This window comes from Methylobacterium persicinum (genome assembly GCF_022179525.1).
GTDB classification, from domain to species: domain Bacteria; phylum Pseudomonadota; class Alphaproteobacteria; order Rhizobiales; family Beijerinckiaceae; genus Methylobacterium; species Methylobacterium persicinum.
The window spans coordinates 16,708-32,889 of record NZ_BPQX01000063.1 but is presented as its reverse complement, the minus strand read 5'-3'; the positions used below and the strand labels follow the sequence as shown (position 1 = coordinate 32,889).

Below are 16,182 nucleotides of genomic sequence, written 5' to 3'. Positions count from 1 at the left end.
AGCAAGATCTCATATGCCGTGGAGTCTTCATTTGGATATGCCGTGACTTAGAAAGCACAGACTCCGCGATGTTTGCCGGCTTGGATGATTTGTGTCGCGATGTTTCCGAACAATATTGCTTAGTGTTTCTCTGCCTAGTTTGGAAACACGCACTGCGCAGAAATTAGCCTTCGCATTCGGGCGTTCTTGCCCGTGTCGCGTGCGAAGGCGACGCAGATTACGGCAACAGGGAGTGTCGCTCGCCCGCGCTGGCCGTCGGCCGCAAATCGGCTTGGCCGGGGGGAGGGTAGGGCATCCTTTCGGCGCGGTCGGCGTTGGCCCAACCCGATCGCACGCGCATGAAGGAGATCAGCATGTCGACCCGTTCCGCTGAGTGGGAAGCAGGCAAGGCAGCCAAGCAATCCGGTGCGCCCTACACCGCCGATCCCTACCGCGCAGGCTCACAGGAGAGCGCCGACTGGCTCGCGGGCTACACCGACGACGAGCAGGAGCAGAACGTGGACCGTCCCGTGCCCGGCGAGGGCTGAGGGGAGGGGAGGCGGGCCGTCACCGGGTCGGGCGCCTTACGGCAGGGAGGAGGGGCGCGCGGATCGGACCGGTGCCGCTCCCAGTAGCCGCGATTTGTCGACGATCAGCGCTGCGGCGATCTCGGCCAGCGCCACGTGCTCACTCTCGACGATACCATCGTGGTCGGCCACGTCGGCCGCCACCAGGAAAACGCCCTCCCGCTGATCGATGGGCCTGCCGGCAAGGGCTTCGACGCGGCGCAGGTTGTCGGCCCGACCGGCCCGCGTGCGCGCCCGGCCGATCGCCTCGTAGAGCGCCTCCTCCAGCATCAGGGCGTCGTAGCCCTTCTCGATGATCGGGCTCGCCAGGACGCCGGTCAGGGCGGTGTCGAATTCGTCGCCCGCCACTTCCCCATCGGCGACGATCACGTTGGCCGCCGCCGAGACGGCCGCCTGCATCAGCGTCTCATCTCCGGCGTAGGCGGCGGCCGCACGAGCGACACGGGCGAAGAAGCCGGCGACGAGGTTCATATCCGCGGTGTCCAATTCGATGCGATGCGGCCAGGGGGATGCGTCCGGGTCGATCGATCCGCCTCGGGGGCGCCATCCCACGCCATGATGGGAGCATAGGGGCAGCGCGCGCCTGGGGAATCCTTCGACACGGAATGTGATCGGCGCCCCGGGCGCTCACCATGCGCCACGGGGGCGGCGGGCCGGCTCAGCCGGCGCCGTATCCACCCTTGCGATTGTCAGGGGCGGGTGTGGGCGGGCGATTGTCATAGCCACCGCTTTCCGGGCCGCTGTCGTCCTGGCCCGTCGGGTTGCCGGGCGATGTCGGCCCTGCCGCGCCGGGGTCCTCGGGCTTGCGATCCTGCCCGAGCGGTTTGCCGGGGGGCACGCTACCCCGTGCCTCGCGTGCTGTGTCGTCGTCGGTTCCCACGGGATCCTCCTCGGCCGTCCGGGGGACCAAGGCGGTGTCCGCCCCTTGGGTTCCTGATCCGCCGCCGATACGCCGTGATCCGCCCCCGCCGGACGCCTGCCAGGGCCCCGCCCACCTTGGACGGGCGGGGCCCCCTCTCCGATCAGGCGGACTTGCGCCCGCCCTTGCCCTTGCCGCTGCCTTCCGCCGGGCTCTCCTCGGAACCCTCGACGTTGATGCGCCCGGCGATCTGCGAGAGGATCTCGTCGGTCTTCTTCTCTTCCTGGAGCGTCTCGTCGAGCAGCTTCGCCGCATCCTCGTGGCCGAGCTGCGAGGCCCAGGTCTTCAGCGTGCCGTACCGGGCGATCTCGTAGTGCTCCAGCGCCTGAGCACAGCCGACAAGCACGGCATCCGCCGCGGGGCTGTCGCCGAAATCCTCGAGATCCTCTTCCATCTCAGAGGTCAGGCCCTGCATGGCCTCGCAGGTCTTGGAACGCTGCGGCTTGCCGATGATCTCGAACACCTGTTGCAGGCGTTCGACCTGGTTGGCACTCTCCTCGGCATGGGTCTCGAAGGCCCGCTTCAGGTCTTCGTGCTCGGCGGCCTTGGCTGACTTCTTCAGCGCTCGCACGGATTGTTTCTCTGCGTAGTAGACGTCTTTCAGAGTTTCATAAAATGCGTCTTGCAGGGTCTTTGGCTTCGCGGCCATGAACATGCCCTCGATGGTTGTCGATTGCGAAGCGGAGACGCTTCAATCGCACAACCACCGGTCGCACACTCGGGTATCCCGCCCACCATGCCGGGCAGGACGATTAATTCTGGACCCATGCGCCGGACCTGTGCCCGCGGAGGGCGGGCGCGCGTCTCGGCGCCTCCGGCCGGGCCGGACCTCACCGCCAGCGGACCGGCATCACCCAAACGGAGGATGTGGGGAGTGTCGCGGTGCCGTAGCCTGCATCGTGCCCATCACAGGAGGGGATCATGCGCGTTGCCCTGCTCACAGCGGTGCTTCTGATCGCTCCACCCCCGGCGCGGGCCGAGGATGCGGCGGCCGCGCGGGCCGCCGCCTGCGCCCAGGCGACATCGGACCTGGAGCGCCACGATCTGGGGTGTCCCGACGACGAGCCGCAACGGGCATCCCCCGACAACGACGTGTCCGATTGAGCGGTCCGGTCCGGATCCGTCAGCGGCACGAAGGCCGCGTTCCCATGGCGCCGCCTTTCCTCGGGCGGCCGGTCCCGGATGCGCTCTCCAGGATCGGTGAGGCTTCGGCCGCCATGCTCTCGACCAGCAGCCTGACCATCTGCGCGCGATCCTGCAGCATGATGGCGGGCGGCTCGCCCACCAGGGCGGTCCAACGGGCCGCGAACTCGTCGTTCGTCAACAGGGCCAATTCCACGGAAGAGGCCGAAGGGTGGTTCGGAGGCATAAGCCGGATCCTCTTCCTGCCTCCATTCGTACGGTTGCCGCGGGCATAGCGTTTCACGGCGTTGCCGGCAGGGTAAACAGAGACTTTCGACGGGCTGCGGCGCCGGCTAGGCCGCCTCCGTGCGCCCGGGGCGACACGCCGGCCGCGCGTGCACGGGGTGGGCATGGCGGCCGGCGCGCTCGGAGGCGGGAGTGCGGAGACGCTCGACCGCCGCGAGGGTCGATCAACGCCCGCTTCCGGGCGCTGATCCTGTCCTTTGCGCGACCGGGCGCAGGCCGTCAGGATGACGCGCCCGGCTTACTTGCCGCTCGGGGCCGCACCGCTTCCGGTCGCCCCATTCCCTCCACCGCTCCCGGCGGCCGCGCCGGGCGTGCTGACGGGCGGTCCACCGCTCGCGCCGGGCGCACCCGTCCGCATCGCACCGCCGCTCTGCTCGTTCATCTTCTGCGAGTTGCTCTTCACGCTGCCCGGGCTGTTCATGTTGCCCTCGGCACTGCCACCGCCGGCGCGCGTCTGCGCGAAGGCGCCGCCGGAGAAAGCGACCGTCAACGCGGCAGCAAGCGTCAGTATTCTCATCGACATGGTGTGTCCTCCGAAGTGTCGAAACGATACTCCGAATGTTCAACTCCCCCGGCGGCGCATTCGTTCTGAAACAATTTGATCTCGTGAAATCATGGCGGTCCCCGGGCCGATGCTTGGGGTGTCGCGCTCCCCCGGTGTCCTGCGGATCGAGGACTATTCCGCCAGCGGTTCCGGTCGGAGCGCGAGACCGAGATGCGCCATCACCTCTCCGGGCGACGCGCTGCAGCCGTCCGGGACGATGACTTTCACGGCCAGTTCGTCCCGGGCACCGGACCCGCTCAGCCGCAGGACGGCCGCCGCCCGCCGCATGAAATACAGCGCACCCAGTTCCATCGCCGCGCGGCGGCCCTCGAGGGTCCAGCCCCGATACAGGTAGACCACGCGGTCGTTCGGGTTGGGCGGGGAGGCCAGGGACGTGTCGCTGCCGTGCGGCGAGGGCTCGACGAAGTCGGCCGTCACCGGGGCCGGACACGTGGCGATCCACACCGATCGGCGCACGGCGTCCCGGCGCAGCACCGAGACGCCATTCCCAAGGTCGACCGCGTCGGTCGCGGCGGCGGGCGTCGAACCCGGCGCGAGCGCCGTGCCCGCAGAGACGCGCGCCGACACGGAGGCCGCGAGCAGCAGGCACAGGATGGCCAGCGCGGTACGATCCGCCGTCCTTAGGCGCATGGCGGGGCCGGACACGGCGTCCTCTCGATCTGGACCACGATCGGCAGCACCGAGGCTGCGGCGGAGGCCACCGCGACGAAGACCGAGCCAGTCCCATTGTGCCAGAACTGGTAGGCCGCAGAGGAGGGGAGCATGGCCAGGATGCGCGCGATATTGATCGCCACGACCAAGCCCGCGCTCACCGCCAGAGCGCCGAGTGCGCCCGGACCAACCTGCCGGCCGGCAATCTTGAGCACGCACAGCCAGATCATGGCCGCCAGCGACAGGTTGTGAAACGCCGAGCAGCCCTCCAGCATGACGATGGACCAGCCCGGACGGCTGCTGAGGTACACCCCGGTCGCGTGCAGGGTGGGGTAGGCCCAACGCCCGAGCCCGGCGATGACGGCGACCTCCCACGGCTCGATGGCGTGGTAGAGCAGCTTGAAGGCGAGCTTGCTCCACAATTCACAGAATGCCAGGGCGAGCCAGATCTGTCCGATCCCGGCCAGCAACCGGTCGGCGGAACGCTTGGCCAAGAGCCACACCGCGACCAGGGTCATCCCGGCATAGACCGCGTGCGCCTCTGGCAGGCACCACGTCAGCGCGCCGAGGATGAGGATGGCCAAGTCGACCCGGGTCAGTGCCGGCCGGCGGCGACGCTCGGCGAGGATCAGCGAGCACACGGCAGCGGTGCCGAACATCTCCCCGAGATTGAGCTCGACGAGGCGCTGCGTGCCGGGATGCGGTTCGAGCAGGACGCGCTGCAGCGCAGCCGAGACGCTCGTCCCGCAGGAGAAGGCCAGCAGCACACCGCCCGCGGCCGAGACAGGGCGGGGGAGGGCGAGGGTGCGCCCTGCGGCGGGCCACAGGCCTGCCCAGCGCCGGCTCACGGCGGGTGCCACGGCGGGACCGTCAGAGTGTCGCGTCGACCGCCTTGCGCTGCCGCCGTCGCAGGACGGCGACGGTTCCCGCCACCAGGACGAAGGCCAGCCCGGCATCGACCTCGGGCGCAGGCGCGCCGCCCGACGGGCCCCCACCGCCCCAAGTCCGGGTTGTCTCACTCGAAGACACAAGATCGAAGGCGGAGCCTGCCGGGCTCTGGCTCGACGACCGGTACGACGTCTTGTGAATGGGCCCGAGGCTGAAGATATCGACGGACGGCACTGCGGTCCTGTTCATCATCTGGACGGTCGCTGCCAAGCTCAGCGGGCTCGAGGGCGCGCTGCTGGTCGCGTTGCCGACCGTGGAGTTGGTGCCGCTTCCTGCAAAGGGACTGCACAGGCAGTTCCCGATTGCTTCATAGAAGCACATACCTACGTAGTTCATGGCAGATGCTCAGAGATAGACTCACGAAATCAATGGTCATGAACACGACGTAAATTGCAATCAGCAAAACGTTGTTAACCAAACTACGACACAGGATTGTTAAGACTTGAATTCCGGCACCGGCAGTCTGCTCGCCCGATGGGCGACGGCCCACTGACTTGCCTTGCTTCGCTCGCAAAGACGGAGAGGCGGCAACGGAGAGGAGGCGATCCAACGCGTCCCGACAACGCGCTAGCGCTTGGCCGCGTCGTGATCCGACGGCAAGTCGATCACGACGGCTCGACCGCTGGCCTGCGCCTCCGCGACCCGCCGGCCGACCTCCATCACGACGAACTCGACGGATGGGGGCCAGGGCACGCTGTGATCGTGGAGAATCCGGGCCGCACGAACGAGCATCTTGAAGAGCTCCGGCGGAATCGATGTGCCTGCCGCGTGTTTCTCGAGAATGCGATCGGCCAGGGATGCCGCAAGGCCGGCGATTTCAGCCATTTTATTGGTCTGATCGCCGGGGTCGGTCACGTCAGGGAGCCCTTTGTGTTCCAATGCAAGCTGACGCCCTTGCGGATCACGTCGTGTGACCCTGCGGGGCGATCAAGGGGCCGGCTCCTGCAGAGGCTTGCCCTTGTCGACCACGTACACGGATAGGATCTTGATCGGCTTTTCACCCACCACGGTGTAGCCGGCATGCGGCACCCCGCGGCGATTGATGCCCTGCTCGCCGGCCGCGCGCACCCTCGGCTCCTTGCCGGGCACCTGCACGGTGCCACCCTCCAGCACGTAGAACGCTTCCTCGCCGTTGTGGAAGTGCCGCGGCGAGGTCGCCCCCGGTGGGAACTCGACGAGCTGCATGATGATCTCTTTCGTGTCATCGCCGGAGACCGGCGCGCGGCTGAGTTCGGTTCGCTTGATCTCCTGGGCCACGACGCTGCCTCCGGCACAGACCTCGCCAAGCGCGAAGACGGCAAAACTCAGTCTTACGAAGTCTCGCCACATCGCGCGTCCTCCCCGGTTTGACGCCAGGATGACACGGGCACGATGGAACGAGAATGGCCCGGTCGACGGATCGGGATACGGTCTCTACCCCTCGCCATCGGCGGTTCTGACCGCGGGCGATCAGAAGAATGCCACCAGGGCGACGCCGACCACCATCAGGCATCCGCCCAGGATCCTCCAGAGGCTCGCGGGGTGGCGCTCGAAGCCGACCCAGCCGAAGTTGTCGAGCAGGATCGACGTCACCACGCCGGCGGTCACGAGGAGGCCGAGGAACGGCGCGGCCCCGATTTTCCGGGCGACGAGGAACTGCGCGAGGATGATGCCGCCGCCGAGGATGCCGCCGAGCCACGCCCACCACGGCATCGCCACGGCCTGGGCCGCCGTCGGCCACGCGAGCTTCCCGGACAACAGGCCGACGACGAGGATGCAGGTGGCGGTGCCGGCCACCACGACGAGGCCCGCGGTCAAGGACTCGTCCAGCCCCTTCGAGAGCGCCCCGTTCTGCCCCGCCTGGACGGCATTGGCGACGCCCGCCAGGAGCACGAAGCCGTAGAGGTACCACATGGCCGAGATCCCGAGCCGCAAGATCTCTAGATAGGGCTGCGGCGATCGGGCCTTCTGACAATCGCCGGTGGCATACCGTCCTGCGGCGACGCCCGCGACAGGTCGGGGCCATCGCCGCCGCGGCGCTCACTGGCGAGGCTGGCGCCTCAGTGCACGGTCGAACCCTGGTGTCGCGTCCGCGGGGCGCGCCCGAGCGCCTGCAATCCAGGCCAGTCCCACTCGTGCTCCGCCGCACCCGCTTCGTTCAAGCGCCCACGCCCGCGCCCTCTGTTTCTGCGTCAGGTTTTCCGGACCTGGCGGACGCCTTCGTCCGGATCGATGCCCTAGGTGACGAGGACGAACGCGGCGCCCGCCAAGCCGAGGCCCGCGAGGAACAGGCCGCCCCCCACCATCTCGAAGACCGGGCGCTGACGGCGGGTCCAGAGGGATCCGGCGACGATGCCGGCACCTGCCACGATACAGAACACACCCAACGGGATCATGGTGGCCTCCCTGCCGACCGGCGGCAATATGGCTACGGTCGAGCGGCGGGACGGTTCCTGGAACGCAGGACGACCCACAGGCTTATTGGCGGTTCGCCGCCGAACCCCGCGGGCGCAGCCCGTGCGGGGTGGAGGCTCACGACGCCTTGGCGATCCAGCCGAGAACCGTCGCGCAACGCTCGGCCTGCGCCCGGGTCAGGCCCGACGCCACGGAGGAGCCATCGCGGAAGACCGAGAAGGTGCCGTCACCGGCCATGCGGATCTTGATCGAGGCCATCAACCCATCCCTGCAACCGCTGCGCGGCCATTACGGTCAAGGTTGTGTTAGCATGTGGCGGAAAAGGGGCGGGTGTTTCTGGACTCACAGGCCGCTGACTCTCGCGCATCCGGTCGGGGCGGGGAGCCCGCCTTTGCCCCGGTAGAGATCGGGCCTGCCTTTGGGCCAAGACCGCCCCCGATGCCGGCTGACGGCAAACGGATGCAAATCGCACCAGAGTGACCAAAGCCTTCGTGACGTTCAGATATTTCGCTAGATTGCCGCTGGCGCGCCCTACGGGAATCGAACCCGTGTTTTCGCCGTGAAAGGGCGACGTCCTGGACCGCTAGACGAAGGGCGCTCGCGCGGGCCGGGGTTCTATAGTCGGATGGCGAGGCTTCGGCAACTGGCGGTTTTGACCCGCGGTCCGGATCGGGCGAAGAGGGGCCATGTCGCCGCTTCCGCCCCGTCTCACCCTCGTCCTCGGGGGCGCCCGCTCCGGCAAGAGCGCCTATGCCGAGGGGCTGGTCATGGCCTGCCCCGCGCCCTGGCTCTACCTCGCCACCGCCGAAACCTGGGACGACGAGATGGCCGAGCGGGTGAGGCTCCACCGGGCCCGGCGGGGGGAGGGGTGGGTCACCCGCGACGTGCCCCTCGCCCTGCCCGAGGCGCTGGCCGCCGCGCAGGGGCCCGTCCTCGTCGATTGCCTCACCCTCTGGCTCACCAACCTGATCCTGGGGGAGGCCGACGTCGGGCAGGCCTGCGACCGCCTCGCCTCCGCCTGCGCCGCCGCCCCGGGGCCCGTCGTGCTGGTCTCCAACGAGGTCGGCCTCGGCATCGTCCCCGACAACGCCCTGGCCCGCCGCTTCCGCGATGAGGCCGGGCGCCTCCACCAGCGCATGGCCGCCCTCGCCGACCGAGTCGTGCTCACCGTCGCCGGCCTGCCCCTCGTCGTGAAGCCCCAACCCGCCCCAGGCCAGCCCGTCCCAGGATTCCCCGCATGACCGACGATGCCGCCCGCCACCGGGAGAAGATGGAGAAGCGCAAGGCCGTGCAGGATGCCGAGGTCGCGGGGAAGACCCTCGAGAAGGGCCTGCTCTTCGTGAACACCGGCCCCGGCAAGGGAAAGACCACGGCGGCCCTCGGGCTGATGCTCCGGGCCCTCGGACGCGGCTGGCGGGTCGGGATGGTGCAGTTCATCAAGGGCGGCTGGGATACGGGCGAGCGCCACGCCGTCGCGGCCTTCGGCGACCGGGTCGTCTGGCACACCCTCGGCGAGGGCTTCACCTGGGAGACGCAGGACAAGGCCCGCGACATCGCCGCCTGCCGCCACGCCTGGGAGGTCGCCAAGGGCCTGATGGCCGATCCCGATATCCGCCTCGTCGTCCTCGACGAGCTGAACATCGCGCTCCGCTACGATTATCTCGACCTCGCGGAGGTGGTGGCGACGCTCCAGGCCCGCCGGCCAGGACTGCACGTGGTCGTGACCGGGCGCAACGCCAAGCCGGCCCTGATCGAGGCCGCCGACCTCGTCACCGAGATGGGCAGCGTGAAGCATCACTTCGCCGCCGGGGTGAAGGCGCAGGAAGGCATCGAGTTCTGAGGATGACCACGGACACGTCACGGGATTCAAAAGGGATGGGTCCCTTTTGCGGGTGCAGGGCGGAGCCCTGCGAAACGGGCCGGATACCCCCTCGACGGGGGTGCCCGGCCCGTTCACCGGGGTTTCACCCCGGCCCCCCACCAAAGGACTAGCCCTTTGGAAACCCCTTTCCCCCGCGCCCTGATGGTCCAGGGCACCGGCTCCGATGTCGGCAAGTCGCTGATCGTCGCCGGCCTCGCCCGGGTCTTCGCCGACCGGGGCCTGCGGGTGCGCCCGTTCAAGCCGCAGAACATGTCGAACAACGCCGCCGTCACCGCCGATGGCGGTGAGATCGGCCGCGCCCAGGCCCTTCAGGCCCGGGCGGCCCGGGTGCCGCTCTCGGTCCACATGAACCCGGTGCTGCTGAAGCCGCAGAGCGAAGTCGGCTCGCAGGTGGTGGTGCAGGGGCGGATGGTCGCCACCGTGAAGGCCCGGGACTACCAGGGCTGGAAGCCTCGGCTGATGGCCTCCGTCCTCGACAGCTTCGCCCGGCTGCGCGCGGAGGCCGACCTGATCCTCGTGGAGGGGGCGGGCTCGGCCTCGGAGGTGAACCTCCGGGCCGGCGACATCGCCAATATGGGCTTTGCCCGGGCGACCGAGACGCCCGTCATCCTCGTGGGCGACATCGACCGGGGCGGGGTCATCGCCAGCCTCGTCGGTACGAAGGCCGTGATCGACCCGGAGGACGCGGCCATGATCGCGGGCTTCCTCGTCAACCGCTTCCGGGGGGATCCGAGCCTGTTCGCCGAGGGGATGCGGATCGTCGCCGAGCGCACCGGCTGGGAGGCGCTCGGTCTCGTGCCGCACCTGCCCGAGGCGGCGCGGCTTCCAGCGGAGGACGTGCTCGGGCTCAGCGGCTCCGAGGCCCGGGGGGAGGGCGCCGTGACGGTGGCGGTGCCGGTGATGCCACGGATCAGCAACTTCGACGACCTCGATCCCCTCCGGGCCGAGCCCGGCGTGCGGGTGGTGCTGGTCCGGCCGGGGGAGACGATCCCCACGGAGGCCGCCCTGGTGCTCCTGCCGGGGTCGAAGACCACCATCGACGACCTCCTGTTCCTGCAAGCGGAGGGCTGGGACGTGGATATCCGCGCCCACCGCCGCCGGGGCGGCCACGTGCTCGGCCTGTGCGGCGGCTACCAGATGCTCGGGCGAAGCGTCGCCGACCCGCACGGCATCGAGGGACCGCCGCGCACGGTGGCGGGGCTTGGCCTCCTCGACGTCGAGACGGTGCTGACGCCGGACAAGCGCCTCGCCTGCGTCGGCGGCACCAGCATGGCGGACGGGCTGCCCTTCGCGGGCTACGAGATGCATGTGGGCGACACGGCGGGGCCAGACGCGGCCCGGCCGCTCCTGCAGCTGGCGGATGGGCGACCGGACGGGGCGGTCTCGGCGGACGGGCTCGTCAGCGGGACCTACATCCACGGCTTCTTCGCCGACGACGCCCAGCGGGCCGCATGGCTCGCCCGCCTCGGGGGCAGGGCAGGGGGGCAATCCTACGAGGCCGGCGTCGAGGCCGCCCTCGACCGGCTCGCACGGCATCTCGAGGCGCATATCGATTGTGATCGGCTCCTCGCCCTCGCCCGGTGAGGGACGCCCGAACCGCCGCCGTCCTTGCGAGTGGCGCGAAGCAATCCAGGGCAGCGCCTTGTCCGGATCAGTCGCGCGCTGGATTGCTTCGGCACGGCCTCGCAATGACGGAGAGGATGTCATTGGCCCTGCCACCGCCATCACGAGGGCGGCGGGTGTTGCGCGGGCGGCGTGAACGGGAATGGCTCCGGCGCCGGCTTCGGTGATATACTCCGAGTTAATGGACCCGCATGACGACAGCGACGGGGCCTAGTCGGAGGAGGCGCGACCATGACGGCTCAGACGAATCCCGCGGGGGCGGGGCTGGCAACGTCCGCCGAGGCCGGGCTGGGCGAGGCCACGATCCGCACCGTGACCCTGCGGCTGATGCCGCTCCTCGGGCTCATGTACCTCGTCGCCTATATCGACCGGCAGAACATCTCCTACGCCAAGCTGGAGATGGTCGGCAGCCTCGGCCTCAGCGAGAGCGCCTACGGGCTCGGCGCCTCGCTGTTCTTCCTCGGTTACTTCCTGTTCGAGGTGCCGGCCAACGTCTTTCTGGAGAAGGTCGGGGCGCGGATCTGGTTCGCGCGGATCATGTTCACCTGGGGGCTGGTGACGATCCTCCTCGGCTTCACGCAGGGGACGGTGATGTTCTACGTCCTGCGCTTCCTCCTCGGGGTAGCGGAGGCGGGGTTCTTCCCCGGCGTGCTGTTCGCCCTGACCCTGTGGTTCCCGCAAGGACACCGGGCACGGATGATCGGCTGGTTCATGATCGCCTCGGTGCTCGCCAATGCGGTGGGCGCGGCGGTGGGCGGGGCGCTGCTGGGCCTCGACGGGGTGCTCGGGCTCGCCGGCTGGCAATGGGTGTTCCTCGCCACCGGCGGCCCGGCCCTGTTGCTCGCCGTGGTGGTGCTGTTCGTGCTGCCGGACGGCCCGGCCTCCGCCTCCTGGCTTGCCCCGGAGCAGAAGGCGTGGCTGACCCGCACCATTGAGGCGGAGAAGACGGGGGCCGGCCATGTGGACCACGGCAACCCCTTCGCCGCGCTCCTCGACCGGCGGGTGCAGATGCTGGCCGGCGTGTACATCTGCCTGCCGCTCGCCGCCTACGGCCTGAGCTACTGGCTGCCGACGGTGGTGAAGGGGTTCGGCGTGTCGAACCTCGCCAACGGCTTCATCAACGTCATCCCCTGGCTCGGGGCTGCGGTCGCCCTGTGGTGGGTACCCCGGCACGCCGCCCGGACGGGGGCGACGGGCCACGCGCTCACTTGGCACGTGGTCGGGCCGGCGCTGGTCGGTGCGGCGGGGCTGGCGCTCAGCGTCGTGCTGCCGGGCAACACCGTGAAGTTCGCCTGCCTGTGCATCGCCGCGGCGGGGGCGTTCTCGGCGCAGCCGGTCTTCTGGTCGATGCCCGGCACCTTCCTCCGGGGCGCCTCGGCGGCGGCGGGGATCGCGGCGATCAACTCGGTGGGCAACCTCGGCGGGTTCGTGGCCCAGAACGCGGTGCCAATGATCCGCGACGCCACCCGCAGCGACCTCGTGCCGATGCTGTTCCTCTCGGCCTGCCTCGCCGCCGGGGCGGGATTGATGTTCCTCGTGCTCTCCGCCCTGCGGCGGGACGCGGCACGCCGGGGAGTGCCTGCCCACGCCGCCACGGCAACCTGAACGAAAACCGCAACCGTGCGTTAATCACGCGAAAGCCGGCGTGTCGGATTCGGGTTTACCCCGGATGCCTTCTCCGCCGGACCGCCGGGGAAGGCCGTTTCGGTCATGCTCTCGCGGCGGCCGGAATGGAACCGCGTCCCCTCACCCGGGGCGCTTCTGGTGGAGGCGGACGATGAGCGACGGAATTCCACTTTTGGTTCTCGCCTTTGGCACGATCGGCGGCATCTGGTTCCTGGCGGCGGCCGCCCGCAAGCAGGTCGCGGATTCCAAGGGGGATCCCACCCGCTCCAACTTCGTGCAGGACCATGGCGGGCCCCCGCGCCCGAACCGGCCCGGCACCGAACACTGATCCCAACAGAGGCTGCTCGAACTGCCCCGCCCCGCCGGTCCCCGGCCGGGCGCAGGGACTGTCCTGCGCCGGTTCGGACGCGCGAGGGGCCGTTCCAGACCCGCCGTACAATGCGGAGGCCCTGAAGCCCGGGCTCAGCAGTCTTTCCCCATGACAACACCAAATTGCCGTCACATGGATGACGGGGGCTGAGGCATTTCGCGCAAGGCTATGTAATCTTACGGATAGGCGCCGCCCACAAAAGCGCGCAAAGACAATTGCCAGTAGGCTTCTCGGAGTCGTTTCAGGATGAAAATTGCCCAATTCTGAAATTTATGCTTAACCTGGACGAGATTTTCTCAATGGCGGAAGCAAGGGTGATAGAGAGAACGGAAGGGACCGTATCGGCGCCGCGGCGGCTGGATTATCTCGAATCCCTGCGCGGTCTCGCGGCCCTGATGGTCGTCCTTCACCATCATTACATGACTGCTCCGTTCCTTCAGGAGGTCGTGCGCTTCACGCCCCTGCGATTCCTGATCAACGGCCGCTCCAGCGTCATCTTCTTCTTCGTGCTGAGCGGCTTCGTGATCGTCTACGGAATCTTGAACGGATCACGGAAATTCTCGTACCCGAATTTCGTCCTGCGCCGCCTCGTGCGCATCTACCTGCCCTACGTCGCCTCGGGCGTGATCGCCATCGCCTGCTATTTCCTGCTGCAGCCGCGGGTCCTGTCCGACACGGCGATCACATTTAACGAGATGTGGAGCCAGCCCCTCCGGGACAGCACCCTCGCGCAGTTCTTCCTTCTGGCGGGGACGCCCGCGGCCAACACGGTCAACACCGTCGCCTGGAGCCTCGTCTACGAGCTGCGGATCTCGCTGCTCTTGCCCTTCCTGTACCTCCTGGCGGTGCGCTTCCCCTGGAGCCTGTGGGCCTTCGTCGTCGTGGAGGTGATCACGAATCGGTTCCGGTGGGACCCGGTCCCGTTCCACGCCACCGATCTCGTCTCGAACCTCGACGTCACGGTGCATTTCGTAATGCCGTTCGTGCTGGGGATCTTCCTCGCGGTCTGGTGTTCGCGGGCGGCGATTCCCGATCTGGACCGGACGCCGATGAAGGCGGGGCTGCTCCTCTGCGCCGCCCTGGGTCTGCTGATGATCTTCCGGGACGAGCCGGCGAGCCTCGGCGCGGCGATCCTTATGTACGTCGCCATCGGGTCGAAGCGGTTTCAGAACATCCTGCGCTGGCGGGCCCTGATCGCTCTGGGGATGATCAGCTACAGCCTGTATCTCACCCACGCCATCGTGCTGCAGGTGACCGTCAGGGCCTTTCACGGGGTCCTCCCGCTCTGGGGGGCCCTCGCGATCTCCCTGGTCGCGAGCTTCCCCGTCGCGATCCTGTTTTACCGCTTTATCGAGCGTCCGACCCACCGTCTGTCCCGGTGGATCGGACGGCCCGTCACGGCCGGCGGTCACGCCCTGCCGAGGAGCTCCACCAGCCCGAACCCCTCGAAGAGGTAGAAGGCGACCGGCCTGCCCCCGAACAGGACGGCCGGCCTCGGTTCGACCACTTCCAGGAAGTTCAGGTCCTTCGCCCGGAACGTCTCCACCGTTTCGGCGAGGTCATCGACCTCGTAGCAGACGTGGTAGATCCCCACGCCCTTCTTCTTCAGCATCGTGTTGACGGGGCCGCTCGTGCCCGAGGGCCAGACGAGTTCGACATCCGGCATCCCGGCATGGTGCCACATCTCCAGGTTGACGTTCTGGAGGGGGTCGTAGGCGTTCGCCCCGCGCCGGTAGCCCAGGGCGGCGAGGTACTCGGACGAGAGCTTGGCATCGTCGGTCGCGACGGCGAAGTGGTGGAACGTCAGGGACCGGAAGGGAGAATCCTCCCCCGGCCCGTCCGTCTCACCCTGCGCCGGCCCATCGCCCGGCCGCATCATGCGCCCCCCTTGGCCGCGATCAGCGCCTCCAGGTCGCCGACATTGGTCAGGCTGCTCACCTCGGAGGCCGAGAACCGCACGCCGAAGGCCTTCGACACCTCCAGCATCAGCCGCACGTGGCTCAGGCTGTCCCACTCGGCGATGTCGTCGGCCGTCATGCTCGGCTCGAGTTCGATCGACGGGTCGTCGAACACGTCACGGAAAATCTGCTGCAGCTTTTCTTGTTGGCTCATCAATGGTGTCCTTCCAGGAGGTGCGTCTGGCGGGTGAGGTCGCAGGTCTCGGCGTTGATGACCTTCGCCACGCTCTGGCCGATCTGCTTGGCGATACTCGGCTTCGCGTGAACCTCGTCGGAAAAGTTCTCGGAGTTGTTGAAACGGTCGAGGTTCACGAACTTGACCGCACCGTCGTCGGCGAAGCTCCGTTCCATGGCCGCAAGCCGGTCCTTGTACTCGCGGTTCATCGGCAATGCCGCGTCCCACCAGTTCGGAACGGGAAGGTCGACGACGATGACCTTGTTCCCGCCGCGGCTCAGCATCGTGATGGTCTTGGCGAGGAGGTCGAACTGGGCCGGGGACAGCCGGTCAGGGGAGCCGAGCTGCCGCTGCCAGTACGTGACGGCCGCCGACCGGTCGGCGTCGGACACGACGGCCGCTTCCCGTTCCGCATCGGTCCGTGAGTCGGGGCGGATGAAGAAGAAGTCCCTCAACCGCTTGGTGGTCTCGCGGGAGACCTTCTCGATCAGGGGGAAAGGGCTCACCAGGCCGTTGAGGAGCGGCTCGTAGGCGACGCCGAAACGGCTTTCGTAGAAGTCGCCGCCCTTCTTGTAGGTGCCGTAGCGCTGGAACTCGAGGTCGATGTCGCTCTCGTTATTCTCCCGGGTGGGGCCGTTCCAGCGCGCCTTGCTGTCGCCGAACAGCCCGAACCAGACCCCCAGGACATAGACGTCCGAGCTCGCATGGGCATAGCGCCGGTTCTGCAGGGCGATCCGGGCGGTCTCGTCGAGTTCGGTGATGTTCTCGTTGCCGATCGACAGGTTGTCGATCGTCGCGCACTTCACCGTCTCCCCCAAGACCTGCGGCCGCAGTTCGATGTCGGCATTCGACGCGCCGAGGACGATCACCCGCCGGCCCGGCATCCGGAGGGCGGGCTGCATGAACATGAGATACTTGGTGGATGTGGCGTAGAGCGTGGATCCGGCGCTGGCCGTGTCGACCGTCTGAGGTTCGGAACTCCCGGGGGCCATGAGGGCCGCGATTCCGACGAGGCAAGCATAGACCGCTGCGGTGAGCAGTAAGACACGCAGCAGGACCCGAACGACGACGACCATA

Annotated in this window: 23 protein-coding genes and 1 tRNA gene; 8 read left to right on the top strand and 16 right to left on the bottom strand. The window is 68.3% G+C overall.

Annotated elements, in window-relative coordinates; all coding sequences use genetic code 11:
- Positions 1-353: 353 nt before the first annotated feature.
- Positions 354-527 (top strand): hypothetical protein, encoded by a 174-nt coding sequence (locus MFF22_RS22485; RefSeq protein WP_238252866.1) that lies wholly within the window; start codon positions 354-356, stop codon positions 525-527.
- A gap of 36 nt (positions 528-563) precedes the next feature.
- Here MFF22_RS22485 and MFF22_RS22480 read toward each other — a convergent pair whose 3' ends face one another.
- Positions 564-1,037 carry a tellurite resistance TerB family protein gene (locus MFF22_RS22480; RefSeq protein ID WP_238252865.1) on the bottom strand — a complete coding sequence of 158 codons (474 nt, stop codon included), beginning with the start codon at positions 1,035-1,037 and terminating at the stop codon, positions 564-566.
- Positions 1,038-1,588: 551 nt separating this feature from the next.
- Positions 1,589-2,134, bottom strand: a complete 546-nt coding sequence (locus MFF22_RS22475; protein WP_238252955.1) for a YciE/YciF ferroxidase family protein — start codon at positions 2,132-2,134, stop codon at positions 1,589-1,591.
- 272 nt (positions 2,135-2,406) lie between these two features.
- On the opposite strand from MFF22_RS22475, the gene MFF22_RS22470 reads away from it, so the two are divergent.
- Positions 2,407-2,589, top strand: a complete 183-nt coding sequence (locus tag MFF22_RS22470; protein ID WP_238252863.1) for a hypothetical protein — start codon at positions 2,407-2,409, stop codon at positions 2,587-2,589.
- Between the two features lie 19 nt (positions 2,590-2,608).
- On the opposite strand, the gene MFF22_RS22465 is transcribed toward MFF22_RS22470, so the two are convergent.
- The 11 genes from MFF22_RS22465 to MFF22_RS22415 form a co-directional block, all read right to left on the bottom strand.
- Complete coding sequence (locus MFF22_RS22465; RefSeq protein WP_238252862.1) at positions 2,609-2,809, bottom strand: hypothetical protein; 201 nt, start codon at positions 2,807-2,809, stop codon at positions 2,609-2,611.
- 342 nt (positions 2,810-3,151) lie between these two features.
- Positions 3,152-3,436: a hypothetical protein gene (locus tag MFF22_RS22460; RefSeq protein ID WP_238252861.1), complete on the bottom strand. Its 285-nt coding sequence runs from the start codon at positions 3,434-3,436 to the stop codon at positions 3,152-3,154.
- A 153-nt stretch (positions 3,437-3,589) separates the two neighbouring features.
- Complete coding sequence (locus MFF22_RS22455) at positions 3,590-4,108, bottom strand: hypothetical protein (RefSeq protein ID WP_238252860.1); 519 nt, start codon at positions 4,106-4,108, stop codon at positions 3,590-3,592.
- Complete coding sequence (locus MFF22_RS22450; protein WP_238252858.1) at positions 4,099-4,989, bottom strand: hypothetical protein; 891 nt, start codon at positions 4,987-4,989, stop codon at positions 4,099-4,101. Before MFF22_RS22450 ends, MFF22_RS22455 begins: the two co-directional genes overlap by 10 nt.
- Positions 4,990-4,999: 10 nt before the next feature.
- The gene (locus MFF22_RS22445) at positions 5,000-5,269 is read right to left on the bottom strand and encodes a hypothetical protein (RefSeq protein WP_238252856.1); all 270 of its coding nucleotides are present in this window, start codon (positions 5,267-5,269) and stop codon (positions 5,000-5,002) included.
- A 375-nt stretch (positions 5,270-5,644) separates the two neighbouring features.
- A complete protein-coding gene (locus tag MFF22_RS22440) occupies positions 5,645-5,932 on the bottom strand; it encodes a hypothetical protein (RefSeq protein WP_238252854.1) in 288 nt (95 codons plus the stop codon).
- Positions 5,933-6,004: 72 nt separating this feature from the next.
- Positions 6,005-6,334, bottom strand: a complete 330-nt coding sequence (locus MFF22_RS22435) for a cupin domain-containing protein (protein ID WP_238252852.1) — start codon at positions 6,332-6,334, stop codon at positions 6,005-6,007.
- Between the two features lie 192 nt (positions 6,335-6,526).
- Entirely contained in the window at positions 6,527-6,970 is a 444-nt protein-coding gene (locus MFF22_RS22430) for a DMT family transporter (protein WP_238252851.1), read from the bottom strand.
- Between the two features lie 323 nt (positions 6,971-7,293).
- On the bottom strand, positions 7,294-7,452 hold the full coding sequence (locus MFF22_RS22425; protein WP_238252849.1) for a hypothetical protein: 159 nt from the start codon (positions 7,450-7,452) through the stop codon (positions 7,294-7,296).
- A 136-nt stretch (positions 7,453-7,588) separates the two neighbouring features.
- Positions 7,589-7,729 carry a hypothetical protein gene (locus MFF22_RS22420; RefSeq protein ID WP_238252848.1) on the bottom strand — a complete coding sequence of 47 codons (141 nt, stop codon included), beginning with the start codon at positions 7,727-7,729 and terminating at the stop codon, positions 7,589-7,591.
- A 264-nt stretch (positions 7,730-7,993) separates the two neighbouring features.
- Positions 7,994-8,069 (bottom strand) — tRNA-Glu (locus tag MFF22_RS22415).
- Between the two features lie 88 nt (positions 8,070-8,157).
- Here MFF22_RS22415 and cobU point away from each other — a divergent pair.
- The 6 genes from cobU (at position 8,158) to MFF22_RS22385 (ending at position 14,429) form a co-directional block, all read left to right on the top strand.
- Positions 8,158-8,712 carry a bifunctional adenosylcobinamide kinase/adenosylcobinamide-phosphate guanylyltransferase gene (cobU, locus tag MFF22_RS22410; RefSeq protein ID WP_238252847.1) on the top strand — a complete coding sequence of 185 codons (555 nt, stop codon included), beginning with the start codon at positions 8,158-8,160 and terminating at the stop codon, positions 8,710-8,712.
- Positions 8,709-9,311: a cob(I)yrinic acid a,c-diamide adenosyltransferase gene (gene cobO, locus MFF22_RS22405; RefSeq protein ID WP_238252846.1), complete on the top strand. Its 603-nt coding sequence runs from the start codon at positions 8,709-8,711 to the stop codon at positions 9,309-9,311. The genes cobU and cobO overlap by 4 nt, the downstream gene beginning before the upstream one ends.
- A 183-nt stretch (positions 9,312-9,494) precedes the next feature.
- Entirely contained in the window at positions 9,495-10,937 is a 1,443-nt protein-coding gene (locus MFF22_RS22400) for a cobyric acid synthase (protein WP_238252954.1), read from the top strand.
- A gap of 270 nt (positions 10,938-11,207) precedes the next feature.
- Complete coding sequence (locus MFF22_RS22395) at positions 11,208-12,581, top strand: MFS transporter (RefSeq protein ID WP_370877604.1); 1,374 nt, start codon at positions 11,208-11,210, stop codon at positions 12,579-12,581.
- 172 nt (positions 12,582-12,753) lie between these two features.
- Positions 12,754-12,930: a hypothetical protein gene (locus MFF22_RS22390; RefSeq protein WP_238252845.1), complete on the top strand. Its 177-nt coding sequence runs from the start codon at positions 12,754-12,756 to the stop codon at positions 12,928-12,930.
- 356 nt (positions 12,931-13,286) lie between these two features.
- On the top strand, positions 13,287-14,429 hold the full coding sequence (locus MFF22_RS22385; protein WP_238252844.1) for an acyltransferase family protein: 1,143 nt from the start codon (positions 13,287-13,289) through the stop codon (positions 14,427-14,429).
- On the opposite strand, the gene MFF22_RS22380 is transcribed toward MFF22_RS22385, so the two are convergent.
- From MFF22_RS22380 to MFF22_RS22370, 3 genes are read right to left on the bottom strand one after another with little or no spacing between them, the layout of a single operon-like run.
- Entirely contained in the window at positions 14,381-14,851 is a 471-nt protein-coding gene (locus MFF22_RS22380; protein ID WP_238252843.1) for a VOC family protein, read from the bottom strand. The genes MFF22_RS22385 and MFF22_RS22380 overlap by 49 nt on opposite strands.
- Positions 14,848-15,084 carry an acyl carrier protein gene (locus MFF22_RS22375; protein ID WP_238252842.1) on the bottom strand — a complete coding sequence of 79 codons (237 nt, stop codon included), beginning with the start codon at positions 15,082-15,084 and terminating at the stop codon, positions 14,848-14,850. Before MFF22_RS22375 ends, MFF22_RS22380 begins: the two co-directional genes overlap by 4 nt.
- The gene (locus tag MFF22_RS22370; RefSeq protein WP_238252841.1) at positions 15,084-16,181 is read right to left on the bottom strand and encodes a hypothetical protein; all 1,098 of its coding nucleotides are present in this window, start codon (positions 16,179-16,181) and stop codon (positions 15,084-15,086) included. The genes MFF22_RS22375 and MFF22_RS22370 overlap by 1 nt, the downstream gene beginning before the upstream one ends.
- Position 16,182: the final 1 nt, after the last annotated feature.

Bases quoted from the DNA above. Each gene is read 5' to 3' on its own strand.
- MFF22_RS22485 (WP_238252866.1), top strand. From the start codon at position 354: ATGTCGACCCGTTCCGCTGAGTGGGAAGCAGGCAAGGCAGCCAAGCAA.
- MFF22_RS22480 (WP_238252865.1), bottom strand. From the start codon at position 1,037: ATGAACCTCGTCGCCGGCTTCTTCGCCCGTGTCGCTCGTGCGGCCGCC.
- MFF22_RS22475 (WP_238252955.1), bottom strand. From the start codon at position 2,134: ATGGCCGCGAAGCCAAAGACCCTGCAAGACGCATTTTATGAAACTCTG.
- MFF22_RS22470 (WP_238252863.1), top strand. From the start codon at position 2,407: ATGCGCGTTGCCCTGCTCACAGCGGTGCTTCTGATCGCTCCACCCCCG.
- MFF22_RS22460 (WP_238252861.1), bottom strand. From the start codon at position 3,436: ATGTCGATGAGAATACTGACGCTTGCTGCCGCGTTGACGGTCGCTTTC.
- MFF22_RS22455 (WP_238252860.1), bottom strand. From the start codon at position 4,108: ATGCGCCTAAGGACGGCGGATCGTACCGCGCTGGCCATCCTGTGCCTG.
- MFF22_RS22445 (WP_238252856.1), bottom strand. From the start codon at position 5,269: ATGATGAACAGGACCGCAGTGCCGTCCGTCGATATCTTCAGCCTCGGG.
- MFF22_RS22430 (WP_238252851.1), bottom strand. From the start codon at position 6,970: ATGTGGTACCTCTACGGCTTCGTGCTCCTGGCGGGCGTCGCCAATGCC.
- MFF22_RS22425 (WP_238252849.1), bottom strand. From the start codon at position 7,452: ATGATCCCGTTGGGTGTGTTCTGTATCGTGGCAGGTGCCGGCATCGTC.
- MFF22_RS22420 (WP_238252848.1), bottom strand. From the start codon at position 7,729: ATGGCCTCGATCAAGATCCGCATGGCCGGTGACGGCACCTTCTCGGTC.
- cobU (WP_238252847.1), top strand. From the start codon at position 8,158: ATGTCGCCGCTTCCGCCCCGTCTCACCCTCGTCCTCGGGGGCGCCCGC.
- cobO (WP_238252846.1), top strand. From the start codon at position 8,709: ATGACCGACGATGCCGCCCGCCACCGGGAGAAGATGGAGAAGCGCAAG.
- MFF22_RS22400 (WP_238252954.1), top strand. From the start codon at position 9,495: ATGGTCCAGGGCACCGGCTCCGATGTCGGCAAGTCGCTGATCGTCGCC.
- MFF22_RS22395 (WP_370877604.1), top strand. From the start codon at position 11,208: ATGACGGCTCAGACGAATCCCGCGGGGGCGGGGCTGGCAACGTCCGCC.
- MFF22_RS22390 (WP_238252845.1), top strand. From the start codon at position 12,754: ATGAGCGACGGAATTCCACTTTTGGTTCTCGCCTTTGGCACGATCGGC.
- MFF22_RS22380 (WP_238252843.1), bottom strand. From the start codon at position 14,851: ATGATGCGGCCGGGCGATGGGCCGGCGCAGGGTGAGACGGACGGGCCG.
- MFF22_RS22375 (WP_238252842.1), bottom strand. From the start codon at position 15,084: ATGAGCCAACAAGAAAAGCTGCAGCAGATTTTCCGTGACGTGTTCGAC.
- MFF22_RS22370 (WP_238252841.1), bottom strand. From the start codon at position 16,181: ATGGTCGTCGTCGTTCGGGTCCTGCTGCGTGTCTTACTGCTCACCGCA.